Genomic DNA, 19,801 nt, shown 5'->3' with positions numbered 1-19,801 from the left:
TTTTTTACCTTCTATTAAATCGAAAAAATAGGAATTTTATTACATTTTAGTCCTAAAATCACCTTTCATGAGTAAAACTATAATTATTTCCAATAGACTGCCAGTTCAATTACAAATAAGTGATGGCGGTCTCACCGCAATTCCTAGTGTTGGAGGTTTGGCCACTGGCATGAAATCAGTACACAGTGGTGGGGAAAGTTTATGGATTGGCTGGTCCGGGCTTACGGAAGAGGATACACCTCCTGCGCTTGAAAAGGACATAGACAAGGCCTTAAAAGAGCATGGATGTGCAAAGGTGAATTTAACGGCTAAAGAAATTGAAGGGTTTTATTTTGGATTCAGCAACCGTACTGTGTGGCCTTTGTTCCATTACTTTATGGAATACACAGAATTTGAGTTGGATTTTTGGGACGTTTACAAGGCTGTGAACCAAAAGTTCGCGGATGCCATAATCGAAAAATCCGATGAAAATGATACCATCTGGGTCCATGATTACCAGCTAATGCTGGTTCCACAGATGGTTCGTGAAAAACGACCCAACACCTCTATAGGGTTCTTTTTGCACATTCCTTTCCCTTCGTATGAGATATTCAGAACACTTCCTTGGAGGGAAGAAGTATTGCAAGGGCTTTTGGGGTCCGACCTCATTGGTTTCCACACCTATGATTACGAAAGGCATTTTTTGAGTTCTGTACGAAGACTTCTTGGACTCGATGTAAGCTTTAACGACGTCTATCTGGACCACAGGGTAATCAAGGTGGATTCATTTCCCATGGGTATCGATTATAAAAAATTCAGGGACGCTGCCCTCCTCCATGGAAAAAACATACACGAAAAAAGGAGCGACCTACAGGTAAAATTAGACGACCATAAGGCCTCGGCCCCAGACACCAAGCTTATCCTCTCCATAGATAGATTGGATTACAGTAAGGGTATTGCAAAGCGCATAAATGCCTTTGAATATTTTCTCAACAAATACCCGGAATACAAAGAAAAAGTGCGCCTGATTATCTTAGCCGTTCCGTCAAGGTCCAATGTTCCGCAATACCAGTTGCTCAAAAAAGAAATCGATGAGCTCGTAGGTCGAATCAATGGGGAGCTATCCACAGTAAATTGGACTCCAATTTGGTACTTCTACCGCTCCCTGCCCTTCGAGAACCTCATTGACCTCTATACATCAAGTGACATAGCCTGGCTTACTCCCTTACGGGATGGAATGAATTTGGTGGCCAAGGAATACATCGCCACAAGAATAGATAAAACTGGCGTGCTCATTTTAAGTGAAATGGCCGGGTCCGCCTACGAAATGAATGAGGCTTTGCTCATCAACCCCAATAATTTTGAGCAGCAGGCAGATACACTAAAGGCCGCCATAACCATGCCCAAAGAAGAACAAATGGCGAGGAACATGTTCTTACAAAACCGTTTGGAACGCTATAATGTTGAGGTATGGGCGAATGAATTCATGCATGCACTCAATAAAAAGAGCGAGGGGGATGATGATGCCTTTGTTTCACAAAAAATGTCACCATCTATTCTAAATAAAGTCACCAAACAATATTCGGAAGCTAAAAAAAGGCTCTTGTTCCTAGACTATGATGGCACCTTGACCGGTTTTCATAAGGATCCCCAAAAAGCCACTCCGGATGATGAGTTGTACCAATTGCTTGATCAATTGCACAATGATAAGAACACCACCTTGTTCCTCATCAGCGGTAGGGACAAACAGACCTTCACCAAATGGTTTTTGGATAGAAAATATAATATGATAGTTGAGCATGGGGTTTGGATTTCAACCGGAGGGGAAGAATTTAAAATGCTTGAAAATGTAAAAGGGGAATGGATGGAAAAGATAAAACCAGTTTTGGAATCTTTTGTGGATAGAACTCCTGGTTCTTTTATTGAGGAAAAAAACTACTCCATGGCCTGGCACTATAGAAATACCGACCCTGATTTTGGCGAAAAAAGGGCTACCGAATTAAACACGGTCCTCACCAGCCTAATTGGGAATGATGGTATCAGCGTTTTGAACGGAAACAAGGTAATGGAGGTGAAAAGCAGCAATGTCAACAAGGGACGGGCTTCAGTCAGAATGATGGGTGAGGATAATTACGACTTTATCTTTGCAATTGGAGATGACTGGACGGACGAATATATGTTTCAGGAATTACCGGAAACCGCGGTTACGGTAAAAGTCGGATTAAAGAAGACCCAAGCCAAATACTACGTAGAAAACACGAAACGAGTTAGGGAACTTCTTAAGGAATTTACAATGCAATGATTCATAAACTGCCCCACATTTTACTGTTTCTAGGATTTTATGCCACTTCGCAGGTCAGCACGGAGGTATACCTGTTCGATTTGAAGGTGGAAGATGGCAATCCTGTTTTGACCAACCCGAAAAACATTTCCAATAACGAAGGCTACGATAATCAGCCCTCGTTTTTAAATGACAACACCCTGCTTTTCTCCTCCACGCGAGCCGACCAGACCGATATTTTGCGTTTCAATATCGAGGGAGGAAGCACTATCTCTTGGATAAGCAACACGCCAACCGGAAGCGAATATTCGCCCCTAAAAGTACCGGGTAAAAATGCAGTTTCCGCCATCCGCTTGGATTTGGATGGTCTGCAGTTGCTTTATGCATACGACCTAAAGAACGGGGAGTCAACACCTATTTTACCCAATTTGAAAGTAGGTTATCACGTTTGGTATAACCCTGATATTATTGTCTCTTCGGTCCTAGTTGCCAATCGTCTGGATTTGGTCGTGAGTAATCTTATAGATGGTTCCAACCGTACCTATCAAAAAAAGGTAGGCCGCTCTCTTCATAAAATTCCTGGAACCGAGCTCATTAGCTATATCAGCAAGGAAAATGAAACTTGGGAAATCAAATCCCTCAATCCGATCACAGGAGCCACTGGGAAAATCGCTGATGTTCCGGAAAACAGTGAGGATTATTGTTGGCTAAATGGGCATACCCTTTTGACCGGAGTGGGTAAATCCATCATGAAACTGGATACAAAATCCGACCAAGGCTGGGAAACTGTAATGCGATTTGACTTGGATGAAATCAACAATATCAGCCGTATGGCCGTAAATTCCAGCGGAACCCGATTGGCTTTTGCCGCTGAGGAGTCACCTGTAAAATTGATCGACCGCCAAGTAAGTACTTTTAACGCTGGTGACCTTTATGGGTTTGTGTCCTGCTATGCTGAAGATGTCCTTGTGCAGCGTTTTCCTGATGACACCATGTACAGAGGCAGGGAAAAAATGACCGAAAGCTACCAACGATTTTATGACAATACGGAAACGGCCAAGGTTGAAGTCGTAAAGCGCATCCGTATCGGCAACACGGTTATTGACGAAGAAATTACCGATGTTGATGGGCGTAAGGGACATCAAGTGGCTATTTATGAGGTAAAAAATGGCCTAATTGCCACCATGCGGTTTATTTTCCCTGACCGGGAAACCAACGATACCGAGGCGGTTGTACAGGAGCAGTTGGACGCCTACAATAACCGGGATATCGATGCTTTTATGGACACTTATTCGGATGATATCAAATTACTTAATTTCCCAAACCAGGTCTTTCAAGATAGCAAGGTAGAAATGAAAGAAGGATATGGTTCCTTTTTTGAGTCCACACCGGATTTGCATTGCGAAATCAAAAACCGAATGGTCATCGGCAACAAGGTAATTGACCATGAATCGGTGACTATAAACGGTTCCCAGATTACTGCAGCAGCTATTTACGAAGTAGAAGATGGTAAGATCAGCAAAGTGACCTTCATCCGGTGATTGAAATGAAATTCCTTTTTTTAACACCGAACCCCGTCATTTTTCATATGTTTTTGGGTGTTTTTTTTTACTTTCAGAACCTATTAAAATGCTCATTCCTTAGATATGGTTTATTTTATTCCCATAATGATTACGACTGTTTTTTACCAGGAATGGTCAAGTATAAAAGGAACATAAAGATATCCACGATTTTCCCTTTCCATACACGAATTTGAATGGGATGGTTAATCCTAAATTGGGGCGAGACAACATTTCGAGGGTAAGAATCGACCATAGCCAGGATTTGAGAGGAACTGTCTCCGGCTAAGGCGCTTCATGGAATTTTAATAGAACTTATTGAAACCGATAAAAATGAAAACAAAACTCATCTTACTTTGTACTTTTTTGGGCATCTCCGTTGGTATGGCGCAAACGGACACCAAACTATACGACATTATCAAGGCGGTATCGTCGGAACGGATAGAAAATGATGTCACCACTTTGGCCAATTTTGGAACGCGACATACCTTGAGCGACACCATTTCCCAAACAAGAGGGATAGGAGCCGCCAGAAGATGGATTAAATCTGAATTCGATAAGACCTCTGCTGGCTGTAATGGCTGTTTGGAAGTGTTTTACCAAAAGGACCTGGTTAAAAAGGGGGAAGGACAACGAATAGTTAAGGATGTCTGGGTTGTAAATGTGGTAGCCATTCAAAAAGGAACCAAATATCCCAACCGATTTATCATTATGAGTGGGGATATCGACTCCCGGGTCAGCGACCCCAATGATTTTACTTCGGATGCGCCTGGAGCCAACGACAATGCCAGTGGTATGGCCGGAACTTTGGAAACAGCACGGGTTTTGTCAAAGTACGCTTTTGAAAATAGCATTATATACGTTGGTTTATCTGGCGAAGAACAAGGTCTGTATGGTGGTAAAGGACTCGCCGCCTATGCAAAAGAAAAAGGTTGGGAGATTATCGGTATCATGAACAACGATATGATCGGCAATATTACCGGTGTGGATGGGGTGGTAAGCAACAGGGATTTTCGAATTTTTTCTGAACCGGTTCCACCAACAGAAACTGAAGAGCAACGAAGGGCCAGACGTTTTTATGGAGGAGAAGTAGATGGTATTTCCCGCCAGTTGGCCCGTTATGTATACAAAACCACCAAAACCTACATGCCAGAAATGAATCCCATAATGGTGTATCGCTTGGACCGTTTTGGAAGAGGGGGACATCATAGGCCATTCAACGATGCCGGTTTTGCGGGGATTCGTATAATGGAGGCCCACGAAAACTATACCCAGCAACATCAAGATATAAGGACCGAAAATGGAATCGCTTATGGTGATGTGCTGGAGCATGTAAATTTTGGGTATGCCAAAAAACTAACAGCTGTAAATGCCATAAATCTTGCCGCAATCGCCTGGGCCCCACCAGCTCCAGAAAAGGTTGAAATCGGCGGTATTGTGGAACCTTCGGCCAAATTGAAATGGAGCAAGGTTGATGGCGCTACAGGGTATAAAATCTACTGGAGGGATACCACCTCTCCCACTTGGAATCACCATGCCTATGTTGGTGATGTATTGGAATTCACCCTGGACGGCATTGTTATTGACAACTTCTTTTTTGGAGTATCGGCCGTAGGTGCCAGCGGGCATGAAAGTCCCGTGGTTTTCCCCAACGCGGTATTTAGATAATATTGAGCCTTGACCTTGAACTAAATCATCTTAAAATGAAACAACTCTATTTTGCAATTCTTGCCATACTAATTCTAGCAGGAAGTTTGAACGCACAAAATTTCACCAGACAGGATACCCTAAGGGGCAGCATCACTCCCGAACGTGCATGGTGGGACCTAAATTATTACGATTTGAACATCAAAGTGCAGCCGGATAAGGAATTCATAGCCGGTTACAACATCATAAGGTATAAAGTCCTGGAAGAATCGGATGTCATTCAAATAGACCTTCAAAAACCGCTAAAAATAGATGCGGTTTCACAGGACAATCAAGAGCTGGACAGGACTTCTGAGGGAAACGCCCATTTTATCCACCTGAAGAAAAAACAAGTACCGGGCGAATACAATGAACTCTATGTGCAATATTCAGGGAAACCAAGAAAGGCGATCAGAGCTCCATGGGACGGAGGTTTTTCATGGAAAAAAGATGAAAACGGAAAACCTTTTGTGGCAACCTCTTGCCAAGGTCTTGGAGCCAGTGTATGGTGGCCCAACAAAGATCATATGTACGATGAGGTGGACAGTATGCGTATTACAGTGGATGTTCCTAAAGGCTTGATGAATGTTTCCAATGGAAGGTTGAGGGATACCTACGAATATGGGGATTATGTGAGTTATAGATGGTTTGTGGCCAACCCCATCAACAATTATGGGGTCAACGTTAATATTGGGGACTATGTACATTTTGGAGAGAAATTCGAAGGTGAAAAGGGAACACTGGATGTGGATTATTACGTTTTACGTGATAATTTGGAAAAGGCTAAGGAACAGTTCAAGCAGACGTCCATGATGTTAAAGGCCTTTGAGCATTGGTTTGGCCCCTACCCTTTTTATGAGGATAGTTTTAAGTTGGTGGAAGTCCCTTATCTGGGTATGGAGCACCAAAGTTCGGTTACCTATGGAAATAAATACCAAAATGGGTATTTGGGAAGAGATTTATCCGGTTCAGGTTGGGGATTGAAATTCGATTTCATCATCATCCATGAGGGTGGACACGAGTGGTTTGCCAACAATATTACTTATAAGGACATCGCAGACATGTGGATTCATGAAGGGTTCACGGCTTATTCGGAAAATCTATACCTAGACTATCATTTTGGTTCGCAGGCGGCTTCGGAATATGTTATCGGAACCCGAAAAAACATTCAGAACGACCGACCAATTATTGGGCATTATAATGTAAACAAATCCGGATCTGGGGATATGTATTACAAGGGATCTAATATGCTGCACACTTTGCGCCAACTTATTGAAGACGATGATCTTTGGCGACAAATTCTCAGAGGGCTTAATAAAGAGTTCTACCATCAGACCGTGACCACGGAGCAGATTGAGAATTATCTGAGTGAAAAAACAAAAAAGGACCTTTCTGCCTTTTTCAACCAGTACCTGCGTACTACAATGATTCCAAAATTGGAATATAAAAAGGATGGAGACAAGCTATCTTATAGGTATGTCAACGTTGTTGAGGATTTTGATATGCCCATCAGGATTTTTGTAGATGAAAAAGAACAATGGTTGTTTCCCAACTCGGAATGGAAGACCGAAAAACTGAAAGGATCGTCCCTAGTTTTTGACGATAACTTTTATATCGAAACACAGAAAATCTGATTTGCCGAAGTTGAGGGAACTTTATTTCAAAAATGACACTGCATGGCGCGATTGGCTCCATGAAAACCATGAATTTTCCGAGGGTATCTATCTGATTTTTTACAAGGTGGACCATGAAATGGAAAGCATGCGTTGGGAAGAAGCGGTTCGTGTGGCCCTTTGCTATGGATGGATAGACAGTACTGTTAAAAGTCTAGGGGATGGTAAAAGAAGACAGTATTTCTGTCCCAGGAAACCCAAAAGTGTTTGGAGCAAGGTCAACAAAGACCATATTGTTGATTTGACCCGTAAAGGCTTAATGCACAATAGTGGGATGGCATCGATTCAAATTGCAAAAGAAAATGGCTCGTGGACCTCTTTGGATGATGTTGAAAATGCCGTGGTTCCCAATGACTTGCAAAAGGCCTTCAATCGAAATAAAAAGGCGTTTGGCAACTTTCAAAATTTTACCCGAAGTCAGAAAAAAAGTTACCTCTACTGGTTGCATCAGGCCAAGCGTGAGGAAACAAGGCAAAAACGTATCAAGGAGATTATCGAAGCATGTCGAAAGAACATTAAATCCAGAAGTACTAGGTAATACACTAGGCCTCCCTACCGTACATGCGATGGTAAACCATGGAGGCCACACCTCCTACAAAGGCAAACCCCGTCAACATCCAAAATACATTTTGATGTCCCTGCTCCTGACCGGGGTGGGCATCCAATAACATCCCATAGGCCGGTCCGGCAAAAATATCAGGGGTATACCCAATAATGGAAATCAGACCTACCGCAGTTCCCGTTAACACCAAGGGAATTTTCCCCTTTTGCATCACTCCAAAATAGAGTGCCCTAGCGGCGTAAACCCCAGCTCCAACAACAAGCACGGACAAAAAGAAAAGATATGGGGTGACATCACCAATAATACCGGAAGCAAACAAAATTCCTCCTAAAACCAATGTCCCAAAACTAAAAACAAGCCAAAGGGTTATTTTAAATCGGTCTACCAAAAGTCCCACCAAAATTCCTGCGGTCGGCCGCAGAAACTGGAAAAAAGTACCCACTCTAGCCGATGCGACCTCATCGTACCGCATCACCTCATTGGCGTACTGAGAAATAATATCGGTGATTTTGTAACCCACATAAGCACATAGGATAATCACCATCAACAACCAGACCGAGGGAATCTTTAAAACTTCTCCAATCTCTTTTTTTGTAATACGCTCCAATTGAATTTCCCGTTCATCCCTCCCGGATTTCATAAAAAACCAGACCAGGATTCCGATGGTAAAAATGACACAACAAAACGTGTAGAGTACATACTGGAATGCTTCTCTCCTATCAGCAAAAGAGCTCTGTTCCGCCTCGGTAATGAACAGGGAAAAGACAAACACTCCGAGTACTCCAAACAATGCACCAGTAAGTCCACGACCACCGTCCAAAAAACCAAAGGCCTTTCCTTGGGACCCCTCTCCACCCCAGACCCGGGTTGCCTTGATCATGGGTGCCCAAAACAAAAATATAGTGGTAAACCCCCAAAAACCATAAAGTGTCTGCAGCAGGCCAAGGCTTGGGTAGGAAGCAAACACAAAGCCTCCTGAGGCCGTCATCCAAAGGGCTATTGCGATCAATTTTCTTGGTGAATACTTATCGGCCAATGGCCCTCCAAAAAGATAGGAGACCATGGCAACAATGCCATATACGCTAAAGCAAAGTCCTAGTTGCGTGTTGTCCAATTCGAACAAATCCAGAACAGTAGGACGAAAAATTCGGGGAAGCACAAAAGGAAGGATGAAAACCGCCTCTCCTGCAAGAATTAGTAAAACCAGATAATACCAGGGAGCTTTTTTGTCCATTGGTTCCAAATATAAGCATCTATAAATACTTTGGACTTACCTATTCCAACGCATAGCTAAAGGACCTTAAAAAGAAACTTTCCCACTGATGAAGCTTTCCCATTTGGCCCTGTCTCCATCAATAGGCATGGTGATAGATTTTTTACCCAGGTTTGTCAAACCTCCTACCGCAGAACCCAAAACAGCCCCCACTAAAGCGAAACCAACCGCATTTTCGGCGGGAGTGGTTACAAAAAACCCGTCATCGTCTGCGATGATCAACCCAAAAATCCCTCCTACGGAAGCCCCTGCAATAGCGCCTACACCAACATTATGTCCGGCGGACCTTTTGGTCTTTACTTGCTGAATGCGTTCAAAAGGTATGCTTTTCATGGTCTTTCTTCCTTGAAGAACAAGATTTTCCTTGGACCAAGAAACCACCGTGCCTTTTGCAATTTTTGTCCCATTCATGTCATAAACCCTCACGAAAAGATTATCGGCCTTCGGTTCTTCCTGACCAAAAGTGACATTCCATAATACAAGCATAAAAACAATGACGGATTTTTTCATTTCAACGGTGATTATTTAATGAGATCAAGAGTAGGGGGAATAAAATCTTGGCCAGATTCCTATTTATTGTTTGAGCACAATCAATAATTCATGTAATTTACTAAAAAATAGATACTTACATAGAAAAAGGCAGTAATTCGGTATTTGAACGATAGGTCTGTACTTTTCTCGCCAGTAAATTGCCGTTAACAAGTTTTTTGGGATTCCACTAGGTGTTTTTGGTATCTTTAGCTGACTAATTGAACCCATAATGAAATACTTCTACACGCTATTGATGCTTCTCGCATCCCTTACCGTTTACACCCAAGAAAAAGATAATAAAGATGATGCCAAATGGGATGTTTCCAATCCAAAGGGTGAATTCAACTACCAAGACCATCAGTTTTCCACGGATGAAGGCACTTGGATGAACTTGGATGTTAGCCCAGATGGCCGTCAAATTGTGTTCGACCTCCTTGGTGATATTTATACCATGTCAATTACCGGAGGTAAGGCAAAGGCACTTCGTACAGGAATTCCATTTGAAATCCAGCCCCGTTTTAGCCCGGATGGCTCCAAAATATCATTTACCAGTGATGCCGGTGGCGGTGACAATATTTGGGTGATGGATGCAGATGGTTCCAATGCCAAACAGATCACCAAGGAAAAATTTAGGCTGTTGAACAATTCCTATTGGATGCCCAATGGCCACTATTTGGTGGCGCGAAAGCATTTTACCTCCCAGCGTTCCCTCGGAGCAGGGGAAATTTGGCAGTATCACATTACGGGAGGTTCAGGTCTGCAGCTCACCAAGCGTAAAAACGACCAGCAAGATGTTAACGAGCCTTGTATTTCATCAGATGGAAGGTATCTGTACTATAGCGAAGATGTATATCCGGGTGGATTCTTTCAATACAATAAGGACCCAAACAAACAAATCTATGTTATAAAGCGTTATGATTTTGAAACGGGTAAAACCATTACCGTAACCGGGGGTCCCGGTGGAGCCGCCAGGCCACAAGTGTCCCCAGATGGGAAATTGCTTGCCTTTGTAAAACGTGTCCGCACCAAAAGTGTATTGTTTCTTCACGATCTGGAAACTGGGGAGGAATGGCCCATTTTGGACAATCTGAACAAAGACCAGCAAGAGGCCTGGGCCATCTTTGGGGTATACCCCAACTTTAGTTGGATGCCCAATAACAAAGAGCTAGTTTTTTGGAACAAGGGCAAAATCCATAAAATCAATATAGATACCCAGGAGGTGACCAATATTCCGTTCTCCGTGGATGCCAATATTAAAATTGCGGAGACCTTACGTGTTGATTCTCCTGTAGCTCCAGATCAGTTTTCGGCGAAGGTCATTAGGCATGCAGTGACCTCCCCTGACCAAAAAACCTTGGTCTTTAACGCGTTGGGGCATTTATGGAGCAAAAAACTGCCCAACGGAAAACCGAAACGGTTGACCAAAGGAGATGATTTTGAATTTGAACCATCTTTTTCGCCGGATGGGAAAACCATTGTTTACGTAACTTGGAACGACGAAGAACTTGGGACTATCCAAAAAGTTTCCGCTTCTGGCGGGACTCCGGTTAAGTTAAGCACTTCCAAAGGGATTTACCGAACACCTTCCTTCAGTTTGGATGGAAATCAAATCACCTATCGAAAAGAACCCGGCAACAATGACCAAGGGAGAAGTTTCGCCAAAAAGACCGGTATCTATACGATGCGAGCTGATGGAAGTAATGTAAAATGGGTCGTAAACGAGGGAGATTATCCCATGTTCGCAAAAGACGGAAACCGCATTTTTTACCAGACGGGTGGAACCTATTTTGGGAATCTGACCAAGGAATTAAAATCTGTGAATAGCAATGGCAAGGATAAAAGGGTGCATGTGAAATCCAAATACGCGAACCGTTTGGTACCCAGTCCCAATAACAAGTGGATTGCCTTTACCAATCTTCACAAGGCATATATAGCGCCTTTGGTAATGAACGGAACGGAAATTGATTTGGACAACAATACCAAATCAGTTCCGGTTTCCCAGATTTCCAAGGATGCTGGAATCAGCTTGCACTGGTCCCAAGACAGTAAAAAGATATTTTGGACCCTTGGGGATGAATATTTTGCCAATTCCATCAAAGACCGCTATACCTTTTTACCCGGCTCTCCAGAAAAAGCCGCTAAAATGGACAGCATCGGCACTAAAATTGGGCTGACTACCAAAACCCATAAGCCTTCCGGGCGAATAGCATTTACCAATGCCAGAATCCTTACCATGGAAGGAGACAAGGTCATTGAAAAGGGCACCATCATTGTGAACGAGAACAAAATTGAATACCTAGGAAATTCGGATGAAGTCAATGTACCATCGAACGCCATTGTTTTTGATGTGGCGGGAAAAACTATTATGCCGGGTATTGTAGACGCTCATGCACATATTGGTGGGTTCCGTTACGGATTAACCACTCAAAAGCACTGGCAACTGTATGCTAATTTGGCTTTTGGGGTGACCACCTCCCACGATCCATCGGCAAATACTGAGTCCATTTTCGCCATGTCGGAACTCATAAAAAATGGAAATATGATCGGTCCAAGATTGTATTCTACGGGTATCATTCTATATGGGGCGGATGGCGACTTCAAGGCCGTCATCAACAATCTTGAGGATGCCCGTTCCGCTATTCGAAGAACAAAGGCCTTTGGGGCAAAATCTGTTAAAAGCTATAATCAGCCCAGACGGGACCAAAGACAGCAGGTAATGCAAGCCGCCAGAGAACTGGGTATCAACGTGGTTCCTGAAGGCGGCTCCACATTTTACCACAACATGACCATGATTATGGACGGACATACGGGAGTTGAGCATAACATTCCTGTTGCCCCAGTCTATAAGGATGTTGTTGAGCTATGGAAAACCAGCAACTCGGGCTACACCCCTACGCTGGTTGTCAACTATGGCGGTGTCAATGGGGAATTTTGGTTTTATCAAAAGGATAAAATCTGGGAAAACGAAAAGCTCTTGAAATACACTCCGAGAGGTTTAGTTGATTCCCGTTCCAGATATCGGACCATGATTCCCGACGAAGAATATGAGAACGGACACATTTTGGTATCTAAAACGGCGACATCGCTTGCCAACGAAGGTGTAAAGGTAAATCTTGGTGCCCATGGCCAGCTGCAGGGTCTAGGTGCCCATTGGGAACTTTGGCTGTTGCACCAAGGAGGACTTACCAATATGCAAGCACTGCAAGCGGCCACAATTAATGGAGCTGAGTATATCGGTGCCGGGAAAGACATCGGTTCCCTAAAGGTGGGCAAATTGGCAGATTTGATTGTTTTGGACGAAAACCCTTTGGAGGACATCCGAAATACCGAAACGGTGCGATACACCATGGTCAATGGCCGTCTTTTTGACACGCATACCATGAATGAAATTGGCAATACCGAAAGTACACGAAGCCAATTTTGGTGGGAAAACAATAAATACAATGCGGCATTTCCCTGGCATGATGAAGCACAGAGTTTTTCACGACCCGGATGTGGATGCCATATAGGTCACAACTAACCTCCAAAAGAAGTGTCATAATTTGAATCAGATGCGTAAAATTGTCTTATTTGCTTTTATTGTAGCCATTTCGTCTTGTAATCGTGCCCAAGAGAAAACCGCAAGGCATGAACTCCTAATCAGTAATGCCAATATTATAGATGTTAGGACCGGGACCATAGTAAAGGAGCAAAATATTGTTATTGACTCTGGTAGCATCACACAGGTGATTGCCGAGCCACAACCCCCGGAAAATTTTGATAAGCACATTGATGCCTCTGGCAAGTATATCATACCAGGTCTTGCTGAGATGCATGCCCATATCCCTCCTACCAAACCGTCCCAAGAACGTTTGGAGGAAATTCTGTTTCTCTATCTCTCCAATGGCATAACCACAATTAGGGGAATGCTTGGAGCTCCATATCATCTTGATTTGAGAACAGCTGTAGCGAATGGAACCGTTTTGGGACCCCGGATTTTCACCTCAAGTCCTTCCTTAAATGGAAATTCGGTGACTTCCAAGGAAGAGGCGGTGGTCAAGGTGACCGCCTATCAAAAGGAGGGGTACGATTTTTTAAAAATCCACCCTGGTATCAAACGTGATGTTTTTGACACCCTGGTCCAAACCGCCAACCATGTCGGCATTCGGTTTGCAGGACATGTTCCGGTTGATGTTGGAATACAGCATGCGCTGGAAAGTAACTATGCTTCCATTGACCATATTGATGGTTTTTTAGAAGGTTTGGTTCCCAAGTCCGAACAGATAAGTCCTGAAGAAAATGGCTTTTTTGGATTTAATTTCACGGCTCTTGCGGATACCACCAAAATTGAATCCCTTGTGAAGCTTTCCAAAGAACATGAGGTTTGGATTGTTCCCACTCAGAGTTTGTTTGAACGATGGTTCTCCCCCACTCCAGTTGACTCTTTAATGCAGCAAGTGGAAATGCAATATATGCCAGCCACTACTTTAACGAATTGGAGAAACCAAAAAATAGCATTTACGGATCCGAATGCTGGTTTTGATGCTGATCAATGGAATCATTTCATCTCGATACGAAAAAAATTATTGAAAGCACTGCAAGATGACGGTCATGGGATCTTATTGGGATCAGACGCGCCGCAGGTGTTGAACGTTCCTGGCTTTTCCATTCATCATGAGATTGCTGCAATGGAGCGAGCAGGTCTTACTCCTTTAGAAATCATTCAATCCGGAACGCTCAATCCAGCTAAATTTTTCGGAATGGAAAATATATTTGGAGAAATCAAGGAAGGTTTGGCCGCTGACCTGATTATTTTGGATGATAATCCATTAAACAAGCTTTCGGCATTGCAGCAAATCACCGGGGTTTTGGTACAAGGAAAATGGCTCTCCAAGGAAATGATCGATCAAAAGTTATCGACAATCGCTAAAAACGCGGCTAATAATTAACGAGTTAGATAAAAACTATCCAAGACCAAAAAAAATTGGCATTCCTTTCTTTGAAAAATAGCGGTCATTAACAACTCATTAAGAAAAGCCCTACTACTTTTCTTTATCTTTAAATCGACTAATTAATTCCCTGAAAATGATTAAAAAATTACTTGCACTCCTGATGCTAGCCGCATCTACTTTTATGTTTTCCCAAGAATTTTCCATGGATCTTGTCCAGGATATGAAGCCAAGAAACATTGGCCCAGCTGGAATGAGCGGACGGGTCACTTCTATAGATGTGGTTCACTCCAACCCAGATATCATGTATGTAGGGACCGCTTCGGGGGGAATTTGGAAATCTACCTCTGGTGGAATAAAATGGGAACCCATTTTTGAAAAAGAAGTCACGGCCTCTATTGGTGCTGTGGCCATTCAACAGTCCAACCCTTCCGTAGTGTGGGCTGGTACCGGTGAAGGCAATCCCAGAAACAGTCTTAACGGAGGCTATGGCATCTTCAAGTCTTTGGACGGAGGTAAGACCTGGAAATCCATGGGATTGGAAAAAACAAGGCATATCCATAGGATTGTTGTCCATCCAACAAATCCAGATATTGTTTATGTTGGGGCCATCGGTTCCCCTTGGGGAATTCACGCTGAGCGCGGGGTCTACAAAACCGTGGATGGAGGAAAATCATGGGAGAAAATTCTCTTCGTAAACAACAAAACAGGAGTCGCAGATCTGGTAATGGACCCTTCCAACCCCAATAAACTTATAGCAGCCATGTGGGAACACAAACGAGACCCATGGTTTTTTAAGTCGGGAGGACCTGGCAGCGGCATGTACATTACTCATGACGGCGGTGCTAACTGGAAAAAAATTACAGATAAGGATGGGCTTCCGGAAGGCGAACTGGGCCGTATTGGTATTGCCATCGCCCACAACAAACCCAATGTGATCTATGCTCTAGTGGAGGCCAAGAAAAATGCCCTGTACAAATCCGAGGATGGTGGTTCGAAATGGAAAAAAATCAATGATAAAAACGATATCGGCAATCGCCCGTTCTACTATTCCGAGATTTACGTAGATCCCGAAAACGAGAACAGGGTTTATTCCATTTTTACTTACGTAAATGTGTCCGAAGATGGCGGAAAGAATTTTACCCAATTAATGCCGGCCTATCAAGTGGACAACGGTGTTCATCCGGACCATCATGCGTGGTGGATCCATCCCAAAAATGGCCAGTTCATGATCGATGGTAACGATGGCGGAATGAACATTACCAAGGATGGGGGGAAAACCTGGCGTTTTATCGGCAACCTTCCCCTAGCCCAGTTTTACCATATCAATGTGGACAATGAATATCCTTATAACGTTTATGGAGGAATGCAGGACAACGGTTCATGGCGAGGACCAGCCTATATCTGGCGCTATCAGGGAATACGGAATGCCTATTGGCAAGAAATTGCCTTTGGAGATGGATTTGATGTCGTCCCTGATTTGGACAACAACCAATATGGATATGCCATGAGCCAACAGGGGTTTGTATCGAGATACGATTGGAAAACGGGCAACAATTATTTGGTCAGACCTACGCCTCCAGAAGCCGATATCAAGCTCCGCTTTAATTGGAATGCAGGAATTGGACAGGATCCTTTTGACAATAGTACCGTGTACTTTGGAAGTCAGTTCGTGCACAAATCCACAAATAAAGGTGAAACTTGGGAAGTCATTTCCCCAGATCTGACAACCAATGACAAAGAGAAACAAAAGCAAAGTGAAAGTGGAGGCCTTACTATGGATGCCACGGGAGCGGAGAACCACTGTACAATTCTAGTGATTGAACCTTCTACAATTGAAAAAGATATGCTTTGGGTAGGTACAGATGATGGTCGTGTGCACTATACCCAAAATGGAGGAGCCAGTTGGACAGAGGTTACTACTAATATCAAAGGTTTACCAAAAGGAAGTTGGATTCCACAAATAAAGGCTTCAAAAACCAAAAAGGGAGAGGCGCTCCTAATTGCGAATGATTACAGAAGATTCAATTATACTCCCTATGCCTATAGAACCAAAGACTATGGCAAGACTTGGACAAGGATCGTGGATAACAATGATGTGGATAGCTATACGCTTGCCATTGTTGAGGATGCGGAAAATCCCAATCTTATGTTTTTGGGGACAGATGACGGACTTTACATCTCTTTCAATGCTGGTAATAGCTGGAAAAAATGGACCGAAGGGTTCCCTACCGTTTCCACCAAGGATTTGATCATACAACCTAGGGAACATGATTTGGTCATTGGTACTTTTGGCAGGGCCGCCTGGGTATTGGATGATATTAGGCCACTGCGAGCTTTGGCTTCCAATTCCTCATTGCTCCAAAAGGAAATCGGTTTGTTTGATAGTCCAGATGCTTATTTAGCCGCTTACCAACAAGCTACGGGCAGCAGGTTTGGTGGAGATGCCCTTTACAATGGAGAAAACAGAAAACGTGGGGCTATGCTGACCTATTACTTGAAGGAAGGTAAAAAGAAACCAAAAAGCTCTGAAAAAGAGGGGGCAGAACAGGCAGAAGCAGACGAGAAACCTAAAAAGGATTCTATCTATTTCAAATTCTATGATGGGGACCGATTGATGCGCACCTTGGCTATCAAAAGACCTGAAAAAGCCGGTTTTCACCGTACCTATTGGGAATTGGATGAAAAAGGTCCAGACCAGCCCTCCCGTAAAATCAGCAAGGACAAAAATGAACGTGGAGGGGTATCGGTAAAACCAGGAACCTATAAGGTAAAAGTTCATTACGGAGATGCCATGGATTCTACTTCCATCACGGTAAAAACGGACCCCCGAATAAACATATCCAACTCCGCGGTTTCGGAAGTTTATGAAATGGGCAAGAAACTGGAAAAATTCACACAAGTGGCGGCAGATGCTGTAAAACAACTTGTTCAAAGTAAAAATCTTGCCAATTCGTTTCAAAAGGACCTAAAGGAAAAGGACAAAGACGCTTTTAAAGAGCAAATCCAAGCTTCTAAGGATATGGTCGCTGAAATTGATTCTATTGTTGCGCTATACATAGGAAAAGAGGATAAAAGGCAAGGGATAACCAGAAATCCTGAGACGAATGTGGTGAGAAGAATCAACTCCGCAGAAAATTATGTGGCCAGCAGAAAAAATGGTGTAACGGACACTGAACGTAGTTTGATAAAATATGCAGAAGATGATTTGAAAAATGCATTGGACAAAACGAATTCCTTTTTCAATAGCAAGTGGAAATCCTATCGAAACAGTATAGAGGCCATTGACCTCTCTCCTTTTAAAGAAACTCAAGTATTTGGTTTGGAATGATGAGAAAAACACTACTAACATTACTTTTCCTGGGATTGATTGTCCAGGTCAGCGCACAACAGCCAGGTGAAGACGAATTTGGAGCTTGGTATATGTATTTTGGAACCAACAAAGTTTCCGAACGTTTCAGTGTTCATACCGAAGCCCAGTTTCGATTTTATGAAACCACCTCCAATTTTAACCAGCTACTGCTCCGAACCGGATTAAACTACCATATAAATCCCAATGCCATTGCAACCGCTGGATATGGCTTTATCTCTACAGATGGCACTTTCTTTGAAGTTCCTGGAGAGCGAAATAGTAGGGAACACCGTATTTTTCAGCAGTTTATTCTTAAGAACAAGGTCTGGGAATTTTTATTTGAGCACCGTTACAGACTGGAACAGCGTTTTATCAATGTCCTGGATATCACCAGTGACCCCGAGCAGGAAGTAAACCGTACCGAACATCGGGGGCGTTATCGACTTCAGGTAACTTTACCGCTAACCGATACCTTTTTCCTTAATTTTTATGATGAGTTATTCATTAACCTCCAAGATGACCTTTTTGGCCAAAATAGGTTGTATGGTGCTTTGGGGATACATATCACGGAAAACAGTAGTGTTCAGTTCGGTTATCTGAGAAATCAATTCGCTAATGCGGTATTTGACCGCTGGCAGATAGGAATCTTCTTCAATCCCGACTTAAGGGGTGTGTTTAAAAAGAAAGCGAACCCGGCCCCTTAAAAGCAGGGCCAGTTCCTTTCGGTTGATTTTAAAATAAACTTCTGACAGCAACTATGGGCCTTCAAAAAGTAACATTCAAAAATAACGATGGACAGACCTTGGTGGGCAGGCTGGAACTTCCGGTTGATAGACATCCTCACAATTTTGCAATTTTTGCGCATTGCTTTACCTGTAACAAGAATCTCTTGGCGGTGCGGCATATTGGAAAGGCGCTGACCTCACATGGTTTTGGTGTACTCCGTTTTGATTTTACTGGTTTGGGCGAGAGTGATGGGGATTTTGCAGACACCAATTTTTCTGGAAATGTTGAAGACTTGGTCGCTGCGGCCCAATTTCTTGAGGAAAATTATGAGGCTCCTACCCTAATCATTGGACACTCGCTGGGTGGAGCAGCTTCCATTTTTGCAGCTTCGGACATACCCTCCATAAAAGCCGTGGCAACGGTAGGTGCCCCTTCCAATCCAGTTCATGTAAAACATTTGCTGCGCAGCGGTGTTGATGAAATTTTGAAAACAGGTAAAGCTGTGGTTAATTTAAGCGGAAGGGATTTCACCATTAAAAAGCAGTTTTTGGATGACTTGGAAACTAAATCCTTGCCGGAAATCGCAAAAGCATTAAGAAAACCGCTTTTAATACTTCATGCTCCACAAGATGATACCGTAGGTATACAAAATGCCGAAGAAATTTATATAGCTGCACATCATCCTAAAAGTTTTGTATCATTGGACGGGGCGGATCATTTGCTGTCCAGGAAAGAAGATAGCCAATATGTTGGCGAAGTTATAGCGGGATGGGCCAAACGCTATGTGGACATGCCAAGCTCAGTTGACACCTTGAAGACCAAACATCAGGTAGTGGCAAGCTTGGATAGTTCGGATGGCTTTACCACCCAGATGAAGGTGGGCAACCATTTTATGACAGCGGATGAACCCGAAAGTTATGGAGGTAACGATTTTGGACCTTCCCCATACGAATTGGTCTCAGCGGGACTTTCCGCATGTACCGTCATGACGATCCAGATGTATGCCAAACGAAAAGGGTGGCCAGTTGATAATGTGGAGGTTCACACCTCTTATGGCAAATCACATGCCGTGGATTGTGAGAACTGTGAAGAGGATAGTGCCAAAATCTACACTTTTAAGCGGGAAATAAAGCTTACTGGTGACCTGGATGAAAAACAAAAAGCACGAATCATGCAAATTGCCGATAAATGCCCCGTGCACAAAACCTTGCATAGCGCAACCCAAGTGTTGAGTACTTTGGTGGAATAAAG

12 protein-coding genes are annotated in these 19,801 nt (G+C 43.3%); 10 read left to right on the top strand and 2 right to left on the bottom strand.

Going from position 1 to position 19,801, the window contains the following annotated elements; translation table 11 throughout:
• Positions 1-67: 67 nt before the first annotated feature.
• From BUC10_RS02000 to BUC10_RS01980, 5 genes are all read left to right on the top strand, one after another.
• Positions 68-2,281 carry a bifunctional alpha,alpha-trehalose-phosphate synthase (UDP-forming)/trehalose-phosphatase gene (locus BUC10_RS02000; RefSeq protein ID WP_073176229.1) on the top strand — a complete coding sequence of 738 codons (2,214 nt, stop codon included), beginning with the start codon at positions 68-70 and terminating at the stop codon, positions 2,279-2,281.
• Entirely contained in the window at positions 2,278-3,801 is a 1,524-nt protein-coding gene (locus tag BUC10_RS01995) for a nuclear transport factor 2 family protein (RefSeq protein WP_073176228.1), read from the top strand. The genes BUC10_RS02000 and BUC10_RS01995 overlap by 4 nt, the downstream gene beginning before the upstream one ends.
• Positions 3,802-4,152: 351 nt before the next feature.
• Complete coding sequence (locus BUC10_RS01990; RefSeq protein WP_073176227.1) at positions 4,153-5,487, top strand: M28 family peptidase; 1,335 nt, start codon at positions 4,153-4,155, stop codon at positions 5,485-5,487.
• A gap of 35 nt (positions 5,488-5,522) precedes the next feature.
• A complete protein-coding gene (locus BUC10_RS01985) occupies positions 5,523-7,139 on the top strand; it encodes a M1 family metallopeptidase (protein WP_073176226.1) in 1,617 nt (538 codons plus the stop codon).
• A gap of 1 nt (position 7,140) precedes the next feature.
• Positions 7,141-7,716, top strand: coding sequence for a YdeI/OmpD-associated family protein (locus BUC10_RS01980; protein WP_073176225.1), 576 nt, complete (start codon positions 7,141-7,143; stop codon positions 7,714-7,716).
• Positions 7,717-7,720: 4 nt separating this feature from the next.
• Here BUC10_RS01980 and BUC10_RS01975 read toward each other — a convergent pair whose 3' ends face one another.
• On the bottom strand, positions 7,721-8,974 hold the full coding sequence (locus BUC10_RS01975; protein WP_073176224.1) for an MFS transporter: 1,254 nt from the start codon (positions 8,972-8,974) through the stop codon (positions 7,721-7,723).
• 66 nt (positions 8,975-9,040) lie between these two features.
• Positions 9,041-9,523: a hypothetical protein gene (locus BUC10_RS01970; RefSeq protein ID WP_073176223.1), complete on the bottom strand. Its 483-nt coding sequence runs from the start codon at positions 9,521-9,523 to the stop codon at positions 9,041-9,043.
• A 250-nt stretch (positions 9,524-9,773) separates the two neighbouring features.
• On the opposite strand from BUC10_RS01970, the gene BUC10_RS01965 reads away from it, so the two are divergent.
• From BUC10_RS01965 to BUC10_RS01945, 5 genes are all read left to right on the top strand, one after another.
• Positions 9,774-13,064 (top strand): amidohydrolase family protein, encoded by a 3,291-nt coding sequence (locus BUC10_RS01965; protein WP_073176222.1) that lies wholly within the window; start codon positions 9,774-9,776, stop codon positions 13,062-13,064.
• Between the two features lie 31 nt (positions 13,065-13,095).
• Positions 13,096-14,472, top strand: a complete 1,377-nt coding sequence (locus BUC10_RS01960) for an amidohydrolase family protein (protein ID WP_073176221.1) — start codon at positions 13,096-13,098, stop codon at positions 14,470-14,472.
• Between the two features lie 139 nt (positions 14,473-14,611).
• Entirely contained in the window at positions 14,612-17,803 is a 3,192-nt protein-coding gene (locus BUC10_RS01955; RefSeq protein ID WP_073177067.1) for a VPS10 domain-containing protein, read from the top strand.
• Entirely contained in the window at positions 17,800-18,528 is a 729-nt protein-coding gene (locus BUC10_RS01950; RefSeq protein ID WP_313784420.1) for a DUF2490 domain-containing protein, read from the top strand. The genes BUC10_RS01955 and BUC10_RS01950 overlap by 4 nt, the downstream gene beginning before the upstream one ends.
• A 53-nt stretch (positions 18,529-18,581) precedes the next feature.
• Complete coding sequence (locus BUC10_RS01945; protein WP_073176219.1) at positions 18,582-19,799, top strand: bifunctional alpha/beta hydrolase/OsmC family protein; 1,218 nt, start codon at positions 18,582-18,584, stop codon at positions 19,797-19,799.
• Positions 19,800-19,801 lie beyond the last annotated feature (2 nt).

It is taken from the genome of Flagellimonas flava, from assembly GCF_900129665.1.
Lineage (GTDB): Bacteria > Bacteroidota > Bacteroidia > Flavobacteriales > Flavobacteriaceae > Flagellimonas > Flagellimonas flava.
This window is presented reverse-complemented; position numbering and strand designations above follow the sequence as displayed.

Bases quoted from the DNA above. Each gene is read 5' to 3' on its own strand.
- BUC10_RS02000 (WP_073176229.1), top strand. From the start codon at position 68: ATGAGTAAAACTATAATTATTTCCAATAGACTGCCAGTTCAATTACAA.
- BUC10_RS01995 (WP_073176228.1), top strand. From the start codon at position 2,278: ATGATTCATAAACTGCCCCACATTTTACTGTTTCTAGGATTTTATGCC.
- BUC10_RS01990 (WP_073176227.1), top strand. From the start codon at position 4,153: ATGAAAACAAAACTCATCTTACTTTGTACTTTTTTGGGCATCTCCGTT.
- BUC10_RS01985 (WP_073176226.1), top strand. From the start codon at position 5,523: ATGAAACAACTCTATTTTGCAATTCTTGCCATACTAATTCTAGCAGGA.
- BUC10_RS01975 (WP_073176224.1), bottom strand. From the start codon at position 8,974: ATGGACAAAAAAGCTCCCTGGTATTATCTGGTTTTACTAATTCTTGCA.
- BUC10_RS01970 (WP_073176223.1), bottom strand. From the start codon at position 9,523: ATGAAAAAATCCGTCATTGTTTTTATGCTTGTATTATGGAATGTCACT.
- BUC10_RS01965 (WP_073176222.1), top strand. From the start codon at position 9,774: ATGAAATACTTCTACACGCTATTGATGCTTCTCGCATCCCTTACCGTT.
- BUC10_RS01960 (WP_073176221.1), top strand. From the start codon at position 13,096: ATGCGTAAAATTGTCTTATTTGCTTTTATTGTAGCCATTTCGTCTTGT.
- BUC10_RS01950 (WP_313784420.1), top strand. From the start codon at position 17,800: ATGATGAGAAAAACACTACTAACATTACTTTTCCTGGGATTGATTGTC.
- BUC10_RS01945 (WP_073176219.1), top strand. From the start codon at position 18,582: ATGGGCCTTCAAAAAGTAACATTCAAAAATAACGATGGACAGACCTTG.